Source organism: Peribacillus sp. (assembly GCF_059453735.1).
Map to the genome: position 1 here is coordinate 1 of NZ_JAZVJO010000502.1, position 10,064 is coordinate 10,064.

Here is a 10,064-nt window from a genome sequence, read left to right on the forward strand (position 1 = left end):
GGTACTGCCGACTGGAGAAATTATTGAAATTGGTGATAACGGGATTCCCGATGCTCCTGGGTATGATTTGTTAGGACTCATTACTGGCTCAGAGGGGACACTTGGCATCGTCACAAAAATCACGGTGAGAATTCTGAAAAATCCAGAAGCAAAACAGACGGTCCTTGCTTATTTTGATGATGTGACAGACGGCAGTAAGGCAGTGTCTGCGATTATATCAGCAGGCATTATTCCGGCAGCTCTTGAGATGATGGATAAAACAGCGATCGAAGGGGTCGAGGCAGCCGCTTTTCCCGTCGGTCATCCAAAAAATATTGCTGCTGTTTTATTAATTGAAGTCGATGGAATTTCTGCAGGAATTGAAGAACAAATTAATCAAATCCTCTCTGTCTGCAGACAGTTTAATGTTCGTGATGTCAAAGTGGCTCAGGATGAACTAGAACGCGGCAGATGGTGGGCTAACCGGAAAACGGGCTTTGGTGCTATGGGAGCCATCTCCCCAGACTATCTCGTTCAAGATGGAGTCATCCCTCGTAGCAAGCTTCCAGAGGTCCTTGAGCGGATCAACCAAATCAGTGAACAATCAGGTCTCCGCATTGCGAATATTTTTCATGCGGGAGATGGTAATCTGCATCCGTTAATCCTATTTGATGCCAAAATTCCCGGGGAAACCGAAAAAGCGCTGGAAGCGGGAAGTGCCTGTCTTCAGGCCTGTGCAGCGGTAGGCGGTACGATTACTGGAGAGCACGGTGTGGGGATTGAAAAAATAGAAGAAATGCGGTTTGTTTTTAATGAACAAGAAATTGAAGCACAAACGAATATTCGCAGTGTCTTTAATCCTGTGAATTTGATGAACGCAGGTAAGCTTTTTCCCTCACCAGGCAAATGTGTAGAAATTAAAATGGAAAGGAAAGAAGCTGTTTTATAAAAAGAAAAAATATTTTGAATTATTTAAATAAATAAGATAAGATGAAAATAGAGATTAAATGAAACGCTGTTTGGTAATAAGCAACACAATAAAGGAGGATGCAAAATGATTAACTATGTAAAAGCAAGTAAGCTTCAAGTCGCCAATGAATTATATGAATTTATTAATCAGGAAGTTTTACCAAACTCTGGGGTAGAGCAAGAGGCATTTTGGAACGGATTCAGTGATTTGGTCGAAGAACTGACACCAAAAAATAAGGCGTTACTACAACAACGGGATGAAATGCAAAACAAAATAAATGAATGGCATCGAGAACATGATGTTACTGTTGAAACGAACGAATATAAAGACTTTTTAAAGGAAATCGGCTATTTAGAAAAGGAAGTCGAGGATTTTAAAATCAGCACAGAAAATGTCGATGATGAAATTCGCTTCCAAGCTGGACCACAGCTAGTTGTCCCCATTAATAATGCTCGATATGCCATTAATGCAGCCAATGCACGCTGGGGAAGTTTATATGATGCTCTTTACGGGTCAGATGCGATCAGTGAGCAGGGGGGCGCGAGTAAAGAAGGCGAATACAACCCTGTCAGAGGACAGAAAGTCATTGATTTTGGAAGGAAGTTTCTTGACGAAGCGGCACCGATCATTGGAGCGTCGCACCGTGAAGTCGTCTCGTATACAGTAGTTGATGCTCAGCTGGTGGTTACCCTGGAAAATGGAGAAAACGCTTACCTGGAAAATGACGAACAATTTATTGGATACATGGGTAACGCAGAAGAACCTACAGCGATTCTTATTAAAAATAATGGTTTGCATATCGAGATACAAATTGACAGTGGACATACGATTGGGAAAACGGACAAAGCAGGTGTGAAAGACCTTCTTCTTGAAGCGGCAGTGACGACGATTATGGACTGTGAAGATTCAGTTACGGCAGTGGATGCTGAAGATAAAGTGCTTGTTTATAAAAACTGGCTTGGACTTATGAAAGGGGAATTGTCGGCAACATTTAAGAAGGGCGATAAAACGACAACCCGGACTATGAACCCAGACCGGATTTATACCTCTGCAATTGGAGAAGAAATCAGTCTGTCCGGACGCACAATGATGTTCGTTAGAAATGTTGGCCATCTTATGACGATTAATGCGGTTCTCGATCGTGAAGGCAATGAGATTCATGAAGGAATTTTAGATGGCGTCATGACCAGTTTGATCGCTAAGCATACCTTACTTGGCACTGGAACCTATCAAAATACGAAAAAAGGTTCGATTTATATTGTTAAGCCTAAAATGCATGGTTCAGATGAGGCTGCTTTCGCAAATCTGTTGTTTGACCGAATTGAAGATTTGCTTGGGCTGGAACGACATACGCTTAAAATTGGCTTAATGGATGAAGAACGGAGAACATCACTTAACCTAAAAGCCTGTATTGAGAAAGTCAAAGAACGAATTGTCTTTATTAATACAGGGTTCCTTGATCGAACAGGCGATGAAATTCATACATCCATGACCGCTGGACCAATGATTCGTAAAGGCAGTATGAAATCAGCTACATGGTTGAAAGCATATGAAGCATCCAATGTAAATACCGGCCTTGAAACTGGCTTCCAAGGAGTTGCTCAAATTGGGAAGGGAATGTGGGCAATGCCTGATTTAATGGCCGATATGTTGGAACAGAAAATTGCTCATTTGAAAGCAGGTGCGAACACAGCGTGGGTTCCTTCACCGACTGGAGCCACACTTCATGCAATTCACTATCATCAGCTTGATGTTACCAAAGTACAGAGTGATCTGATGGAACAATTAACTGACCGCCGTGATGAAATTCTTGAAATCCCGCTTGCAGGTGAATCCAACTGGAGCAGTGAAGAAATTCAAGAAGAATTGGATAATAATGCACAAGGAATTTTGGGCTATGTGGTACGTTGGGTTGAACAAGGCATTGGCTGCTCTAAAGTACCAGATTACCATGACATTGGTTTGATGGAAGACAGAGCGACTCTAAGGATTTCTAGTCAACATATGGCCAACTGGCTGCACCATGGCATCTGTACGGAGCAACAAGTAACAGAAACGATGAAACGGATGGCCAAGGTCGTTGATGAACAAAATGCTGGAGACCCTCTGTATCGCAATATGGCCGATAATTTTGACGAGTCAGTTGCTTTCCAAGCTGCGTGCGATCTTGTTTTCAAAGGGTTTGATCAACCGAATGGCTATACAGAACCCATTTTGCATAAACGTAGAATTGAAGCAAAAGAGAAGTTTGGGATTACCATTTAAATCAATCTAGGGGAATTCCATTGTCTGGAATTCCCTTGGTACATACTCTTGTGAAAGTAGGGATGATTCATGAAATTTGCTCGATTTAGTGTAGATGATGCGGTGCATAGCGGGATCGTAGAGAATGATAGAATTAAAGAAATACAAGGGGATATCTTTGAACAATGGAGGTATACCGGTGATACGTATTCAATTCAAGAAGTAAAGCTGCTTGCACCCGTTCAGCCCAATCAAGTTATCGGAATTGGTGCAAATTATGTAGGCAATCAAGCTGATTTGCCGAAGGTGCTGCCTGAATTACCAGTGTTTTTTTTCAAGCCAGTCTCGTCAGTGATTGGATCTGAAGAGGAAATTGTCATTCCGAAGGCTGTCGATGAAGTGAAATTCGAGTCTGAACTAGCGGTTGTAATTGGAAAAACGGCAAAAAACATTGAGGAGAATGAAGCGTTAGATTATGTATTTGGTTATACCATTGGCAATGATGTTACAGCGCCGCAATATTTCCATAGTGATGGGCACTGGACGATAGGGAAGTCGTTTGACAGCTTTACGCCGCTTGGACCAGTGATTGAAACAGAACTTGATCCAGCATTGGTTCGGGTTGAGGCAAAGGTAAACGGTGTTGAAAAACAAAATAGTCCGACAGAGTGGATGATCATTCCATTGAAAAAGATGATTGCTTATTTATCTACGGTTATGACCCTTCAGCCGGGTGATGTGATTTTGACAGGCAGTCCACTAGGTGCCGAGTTTATTAAGGAAACAGATGTTATTGAATGTGTGATTAATGAAATTGGAACGTTGCGGAATACGTTAATACAAGCTAAGTAAGTTTGTGGACATGAGGTGAGACAATTGGAACGAGAAAATATGGTGAAATCGGTCAGTCGAGCTCTCGATATTGTTGCCATGATCAGCTTGAAAAAAGGCGGCCTTGGGGTCACGGAAATTGCTAATCAAATGGATATTAATAAAAGCTCTGTATATCGAATTCTTTCAACATTGGTCCAGTATGGCTATATTGAACAAGATATCGAAACAGGGCGTTATAAGCTTGGTTATGCATTTTTAACGATTAGTTCAAAGCTTTTGGAATCGATTGATCTCAGAACTGAGGCAAAACCTTATTTGCAGTTGCTTGAAAATGAAACAAATGAAGTCATTCATCTCGTAGTATTTGATCAAGGGGAAGTCGTCTATATTGAAAAGCTCGAAGGCAATGAATTGCTGCGGATGCATTCGAGCGTTGGAAAACGTGCTCCAATGCATTGCACCTCTGTCGGGAAAGCGATTCTTGCCAACCTATCAAAAGCGGAAGCAATCGACATTTTGGAGAGAAAAGGGATGCCGCGGCACACAGATGACACGATTACCGATCTAGATAAGTTTTTGAAAGAGCTGGATACCGTTAGAGAGCAAGGGTATGCCCTTGATTTAGAAGAAAATGAACACGGAATCACATGTATTGCCGCTCCCATTTTTGATCATTCAGGAAACGTCTACGCAAGCGTAAGTATTTCGGGAACGACTGAGCGAATGACAAAGGAGCGCCTGAATTTACTGAAAACACGAATCATCGAAATCGGCAGCCTAATCTCTAGTAAGCTTGGTTATAAGGATTAAAGGGAGGCGGGTGAATTCACCTGCCTCTTTCATGTACAAAGAAGTAAAGTAATAGAATGAAAAGAGGGAATAAATGTATAGCTTAGAAGATGTTTTAAAAATGGATTGTGCCTATCTCTCTACCTTCACTACAAAAATAGACACGTCTTGGGGTATGATTTTTTATAATGAAAATCATCCGAATTATTATGATGCGAATCACGCTCATATTCACCAAACATGTGATCATCCAAAGTCGGTAATTAATGAAGTTACTAGATTTTATCAAGACAAAGGAATCATTCCTAGATTCTATCTCTATAATGTGGATCAACTTCAAGCTTTTATTTCAGAGGCGAAAGCTAATCATTATCGTTATGAAGAGTTCATTAGTCCCGTACAGCTTTGGAATCATAAAATTATAGATATTGAGATTAACAGTACAGTGACTATCGAGAAAGTAACGGAAGACAATTATCAGGAAGCACTGGAGATTGAGGGGAGTATTACTGAATTTGGCGGGCTGGATACGATAAAAAAAGTATTTCGAGCACAAGTTAATAACCCGGCATTTACTCATTATTTGCTTCGTTATGAGGGAATAGCTTGTTCAACTGCCTGTATCTTTGTTGATCGTGACCAAGCTCGCCTTGAAAGTGTAGCTACGCTCGAAGCTTATCGCGGAAAAGGGCTTATAGGTGCGATTATTCAGTTTATCCAGGACGAAGTAATAAAGCGCGAGATTACGCAGCTTTGGGTTTTTCCAATCAATGAAACCATTGAAAAAGTCTATCAAAAATATGGTTTCCAAACTGTAGCGAACGTAAAAAACGCTCATATCTTTTTAGAGGGAAAAAGTATTAAGGAAATTCAGGGGGGATAATATATCGAAATTTTCGAGGTGTTTTATAAAGCCTTAAAAGGTAAACGATTAATCGTCTTTTCTGGGCTATTTAAAAACGCCATGACCAAATTTAAAAATGGTGAATTAGATGTCTACAAAGAAAAAGATGTTACAAAATATGTCTATTAAGATACAATAGATTTCAATAAACGGACCAGTTTAGTTGAAGAAGATTTAATGTGTGGAACGTCATTTTGTTGGGTTTTATTAAGGGGGAATTCTATGTATCCAAGGGCAAATACTTTAGGGATAATAATAAACAATAATAAGATTCTTTTGGAAGAACAAGAGGGAAAGCATTCAAAGGGAACAGGTACTTATTATCGACCAATTGGTGGCACGATTGAACTTGGTGAGAAGTCCAGCGAAACTATTGTAAGAGAATACAGGGAAGAAATAGCAGTGGACATAGTGGTTAAACGCTATATTACCTGTTTAGAAAACATTTTTAGAATAGAAGGAAGTGTGGGTCACGAAATAACTCAGATTTACTTGGTGGAATTTATTGACCAAAATCTATATGAAAAAGAAAGCTTTAAAGTTGTAGAAGGAAGTAAAACTACCTTCACAAAATGGATATCCTTAGAAGAAATTATTGATGGAAAGAAGATACTTTATCCCAATGGTCTGAAAGAATTTTTACAGAAGAATATTTAGATTTCTTATTAAACTAACAGGTGAGTTTATTTATGATATATCATCGTAGGGCAGCTTGATCCTCAACCTTTAATGTTATTGAAAAATAGTACATATAATGGGGTATTCCTATTCCGTATCATGTAATAAGGAGTATACTATAAGCAGGAACTACCTTAAATAACATAAATAAGTACTATATATATGGTAGGGGGAACTTTCATGAAAGCTCATGAAATTATGAAATGCAATGTATTAACTGTACAGGAAAATGAAACTGTTCGTTCAGTTATTGAAAAATTCTTGGAAAATGGGATTAGCGGTCTTCCCGTTATTAATCAAAGAAATGAAATCGTCGCCTACATAAGTGACGGAGATATTATGCGTTTCATCGGAAAACACAAAGATATCGTAATTAGTTCGTTCTTTTTTGTAGATGTAATAAGAGGCGATGACGAAGAATTCGAAGAACGAGTAAAAAGAATGATGAATTTAAATGTCATGGAAATTGCTCAGAAAAAGGTAGTTACCGTCCAATATGATGAAAGTGCAGAAAATATTGCTTCCATACTAGGAAATAAACATATTAAAAAATTACCTGTTGAACGCGACGGGGTATTGGCAGGAATAATCAGTCGTGGAGACGTTGTAAGAAATACTTTCCAAGCACTATTATAAAATAGTATATGGCCGATTTTTATTGCTCTCTTTTGCGTTACCATTTCAAGATGATTTTTGAAAATACTCCTTATTACCTCAAAAATCTATATCCATTTTTAAATAGGCCTTTTACTTATGAGTTTAGAAAGTCAGTTGATTGAAGTGAAAGGCGTGAAGACTCCTGCGGGAACAGCGGGACAGGGGAGACCCCGCAGGAGCGTAAGCATTGATGCGGCTCAACCGCCCGCCCGCGGAAAGCGAAGCGCCTGGAATGGAAATCAACATCTCGATATTAAATCTCATCCGACTTTGTCTACAGTCTGTGGCCAATTTTTATTGGTCTTTTTGATTGGGGAAAAATTTAAAGAATAAGCATGAATGACACACTGACCAATACAAATAATAATGCTATAATAAGATGTTCAGGTAGATAAGTTCTTTAAGTATACTTCGCCTGCATTATCGGAGGTGTTATATTATGAATAAAAAGTGGACGATCGAAAATATTCGTGACTATGTCTCAAAGAATTCAAAAAGTAAATTACTTTCCACTGAATATCTTGGATACTCGCAAAAACTACAGTTTGAGTGTTCATGCGGGAATACCTTTGAAAAGCCTTGGACCAAATTCAAAGGCAGCAATCAGAGAAGTTGTTCTGAGTGCTCTGCACCAAAAGCTTCACGTTAATATGAAGGAAAGAGCGGCCGTTAAATTCGGCCGCTCTTTTTCTATTCAGCTTCTTTTTTAAAGGACTGTTCATGATGAAGCAGCCATTCTTTTCTCCATAAGCCTCCAGCATACCCGGTTAATTTCCCCGAACTGCCAATAATACGATGGCAAGGGATGACAATACTTAATTTATTTTTACTATTTGCACTTCCAACCGCTCGAATGGCTTTTGGATTCTCGATCGAAGCAGCAAGGTCTTTATAAGAACCTGTCTCCCCATATGGTATTTTTGTTAAAGCGTCCCAAACGATTTTTCGGAAGGGGGTGCCTTCCTGCATGTAGGGAAAGGTAAATTCTTGGCGTTCCCCATTAAAATACTCAGTCATCTGCTGGTAACAATCTGCTAAAACTGCGGGGATTTCACGGATTGTGACCGAGCCTGTTACGTGCTCAGTGAACATAATTGAACTGATTGCTTCGTCCGTCCCAACAATTTCTATATTCCCAATCGGTGAAGCAAACTGTAGTGTATGTAGTTTATCCATATAATGACCTCCAGAGATAAAAGACGGCATATGCCTGCCAGCCTTCCCAATTAACAGCCAACTCTTTGATTTCGTCTATTGTCGGCTTCCGTTCAAGACCTAATTGCTGCTTTAATGCTTGATGAAGACCCACATCAGAAATGGGAAAGGCGGAAGGAAAATGAAGACATTTCATCATAACATATTCCGCCGTCCAGGGACCAATCCCTTTAAAGGTCAGTAAGAAGTCGCGGCAGTTTTGTTTCATAAGTAAGGTTTCCTTCGTTAATTCACCTTTCAACATCGCTTTGGCTATGCCAATGATATAGTCAGCTTTTTTACTTGTATGAGTATACTGTCGCAGACTGGCTATATCTAGACCAGCAATTTTTTTATAGGAAGGAAAGTGCCAATAAGTACTTCCTTCAATAGTAAGGCATTCACCAAATTGTTCAACCAAATGCTTCTTTAATGTGTAGGCATAGGCTAAGTGGATCTGCTGTCCAAGAATGGCCCAAACTAACGCTTCAAATATGTCTGGAATACAGATGATTCGTAACCCATAGTATCTACAGGCAAGGTTTTGTAACACCTTATCTTGAGCAGCCAGACTATAAAAGCCTGCTAAGTCCTGATCCAAATCAAACCATTCCCAGATATACGCCGCTATCTTTTTACGAACGGGTAGAGGTTGATTTGAGTGGGGGAGATTTACGATAATTGAAACCGGGGACGAACTGATTTCTACTAAAATAAAATCTCCGTTCACTTTGATCAGTTTAGATAAAATGCCATCTTGTATTTTGTGAAGGATCTCTTGATCAGATCGATTTAAAAAACGAAGGCATTCCTTAAATGTAAATTCCTTAGGAGGAAATATCTCAACTGAGTGTTCGTGATTAGTCCATTTCATCACAAGTCCTGCTTATAGCCGTTCGATATTCACTGGGCGAACACCTTTTCACATTCCGAAAGACCCGGTAAAAATTAGATGGACTTTGGAAGCCTGCTTCATAGCAAATCTCAAGATTGGTCAGTTTTGATGTTTTCAGTAGGTGTGCAGCCTGATCAATCCTAATTTTTTCTAAGAACGTTCGCGGAGTTTCTTTCGTTTCCTGTTTAAAAAGCCGTTCGAGATAATATGAGCTAACACTCACATGATTCGCAATATCCTCTAAACGTACATCTTGTTTTGAATGAGAAACTAAAAAAGTCCTAACACTTTGTACTAGTTCGATATGGGGCGAGTGTTCGACTTCAGGCTGGCATCGTTTACAAGCACGATAACCCGCTTTTTCAACGTCCTCAATATCAGTGAAGAATTCTACATTTATTTTTTTGGGCTTTCGAGACCGGCAGGAAGGTCTGCAGTAAATTTTTGTTGTCTTCACTGCAGTAAAAAACAAACCGTCGTATTTTTTATCACAAGCTATAATCTTCTCCCACATTTCTTCAAACGAAAGCAGTAACATATATCCCATCCTTTCTTTATCTTATTTTATCAAGAAAATTGAGACGAACTCGTCCTCAATCTTGCTCTTATGGTCGATCATTTTGTTTGAAAATCATGAATGATAGTGGAAGTAGGAGGGATGTGCATGATGAAAAAGGTTGCTGAGATTATGTTGTCTGGGATAACCAAGAGGAGAACATGATTTTTGCACAGAAGTTATTGAACAATTAGATAAACTTATCAAGATAAACAGATTAATGCAGGAGAATGGGTTACGATGCGATTTGGCAAAGTATTTAACTTTGCTGTCAAACCAATCCGTACATAACCTACTACTATACGTATTAAATATGTTCACCGTTGTAACGGGTTTTCGATTATATCTGGCTTTTGAGCATCCA

11 protein-coding genes are annotated in these 10,064 nt (G+C 39.4%); 8 read left to right on the plus strand and 3 right to left on the minus strand.

Features of this window, described 5'->3' with window-relative positions:
- The 8 genes from AC52RT_RS16595 to AC52RT_RS16630 all read left to right on the plus strand — a co-directional run.
- A partial coding sequence (locus AC52RT_RS16595) for an FAD-linked oxidase C-terminal domain-containing protein (protein ID WP_495541771.1) occupies positions 1 to 928 on the plus strand: 928 nt, incomplete at its 5' end.
- 105 nt (positions 929 to 1,033) lie between these two features.
- Positions 1,034 to 3,214 carry a malate synthase G gene (locus AC52RT_RS16600; protein WP_495541772.1) on the plus strand — a complete coding sequence of 727 codons (2,181 nt, stop codon included), beginning with the start codon at positions 1,034 to 1,036 and terminating at the stop codon, positions 3,212 to 3,214.
- 69 nt (positions 3,215 to 3,283) lie between these two features.
- Positions 3,284 to 4,045 carry a fumarylacetoacetate hydrolase family protein gene (locus AC52RT_RS16605; RefSeq protein WP_495541773.1) on the plus strand — a complete coding sequence of 254 codons (762 nt, stop codon included), beginning with the start codon at positions 3,284 to 3,286 and terminating at the stop codon, positions 4,043 to 4,045.
- Between the two features lie 24 nt (positions 4,046 to 4,069).
- Positions 4,070 to 4,837, plus strand: a complete 768-nt coding sequence (locus tag AC52RT_RS16610) for an IclR family transcriptional regulator (protein ID WP_495541774.1) — start codon at positions 4,070 to 4,072, stop codon at positions 4,835 to 4,837.
- A gap of 73 nt (positions 4,838 to 4,910) precedes the next feature.
- Positions 4,911 to 5,699 carry a GNAT family N-acetyltransferase gene (locus tag AC52RT_RS16615; RefSeq protein ID WP_495541775.1) on the plus strand — a complete coding sequence of 263 codons (789 nt, stop codon included), beginning with the start codon at positions 4,911 to 4,913 and terminating at the stop codon, positions 5,697 to 5,699.
- A 243-nt stretch (positions 5,700 to 5,942) separates the two neighbouring features.
- The gene (locus AC52RT_RS16620) at positions 5,943 to 6,377 is read left to right on the plus strand and encodes an NUDIX hydrolase (protein WP_495541776.1); all 435 of its coding nucleotides are present in this window, start codon (positions 5,943 to 5,945) and stop codon (positions 6,375 to 6,377) included.
- A gap of 201 nt (positions 6,378 to 6,578) precedes the next feature.
- Positions 6,579 to 7,034 (plus strand): CBS domain-containing protein, encoded by a 456-nt coding sequence (locus tag AC52RT_RS16625; RefSeq protein WP_495541777.1) that lies wholly within the window; start codon positions 6,579 to 6,581, stop codon positions 7,032 to 7,034.
- 460 nt (positions 7,035 to 7,494) lie between these two features.
- Positions 7,495 to 7,704 (plus strand): hypothetical protein, encoded by a 210-nt coding sequence (locus AC52RT_RS16630; RefSeq protein WP_495541778.1) that lies wholly within the window; start codon positions 7,495 to 7,497, stop codon positions 7,702 to 7,704.
- 41 nt (positions 7,705 to 7,745) lie between these two features.
- Here the strand turns inward: AC52RT_RS16630 and AC52RT_RS16635 are convergent, their stop codons facing one another.
- The 3 genes from AC52RT_RS16635 to AC52RT_RS16645 are packed head-to-tail and all read right to left on the minus strand — an operon-like array spanning position 7,746 to position 9,682.
- Complete coding sequence (locus AC52RT_RS16635) at positions 7,746 to 8,231, minus strand: methylated-DNA--[protein]-cysteine S-methyltransferase (RefSeq protein ID WP_495541779.1); 486 nt, start codon at positions 8,229 to 8,231, stop codon at positions 7,746 to 7,748.
- On the minus strand, positions 8,224 to 9,123 hold the full coding sequence (locus AC52RT_RS16640) for a DNA-3-methyladenine glycosylase family protein (RefSeq protein ID WP_495541780.1): 900 nt from the start codon (positions 9,121 to 9,123) through the stop codon (positions 8,224 to 8,226). The genes AC52RT_RS16635 and AC52RT_RS16640 overlap by 8 nt, the downstream gene beginning before the upstream one ends.
- Entirely contained in the window at positions 9,110 to 9,682 is a 573-nt protein-coding gene (locus AC52RT_RS16645) for a bifunctional transcriptional activator/DNA repair enzyme AdaA (RefSeq protein ID WP_495541781.1), read from the minus strand. The genes AC52RT_RS16640 and AC52RT_RS16645 overlap by 14 nt, the downstream gene beginning before the upstream one ends.
- Between the last annotated feature and the right edge of the window lie 382 nt (positions 9,683 to 10,064).

Bases quoted from the DNA above. Each gene is read 5' to 3' on its own strand.
- AC52RT_RS16600 (WP_495541772.1), top strand. From the start codon at position 1,034: ATGATTAACTATGTAAAAGCAAGTAAGCTTCAAGTCGCCAATGAATTA.
- AC52RT_RS16605 (WP_495541773.1), top strand. From the start codon at position 3,284: ATGAAATTTGCTCGATTTAGTGTAGATGATGCGGTGCATAGCGGGATC.
- AC52RT_RS16615 (WP_495541775.1), top strand. From the start codon at position 4,911: ATGTATAGCTTAGAAGATGTTTTAAAAATGGATTGTGCCTATCTCTCT.
- AC52RT_RS16620 (WP_495541776.1), top strand. From the start codon at position 5,943: ATGTATCCAAGGGCAAATACTTTAGGGATAATAATAAACAATAATAAG.
- AC52RT_RS16625 (WP_495541777.1), top strand. From the start codon at position 6,579: ATGAAAGCTCATGAAATTATGAAATGCAATGTATTAACTGTACAGGAA.
- AC52RT_RS16630 (WP_495541778.1), top strand. From the start codon at position 7,495: ATGAATAAAAAGTGGACGATCGAAAATATTCGTGACTATGTCTCAAAG.
- AC52RT_RS16635 (WP_495541779.1), bottom strand. From the start codon at position 8,231: ATGGATAAACTACATACACTACAGTTTGCTTCACCGATTGGGAATATA.
- AC52RT_RS16640 (WP_495541780.1), bottom strand. From the start codon at position 9,123: ATGAAATGGACTAATCACGAACACTCAGTTGAGATATTTCCTCCTAAG.
- AC52RT_RS16645 (WP_495541781.1), bottom strand. From the start codon at position 9,682: ATGTTACTGCTTTCGTTTGAAGAAATGTGGGAGAAGATTATAGCTTGT.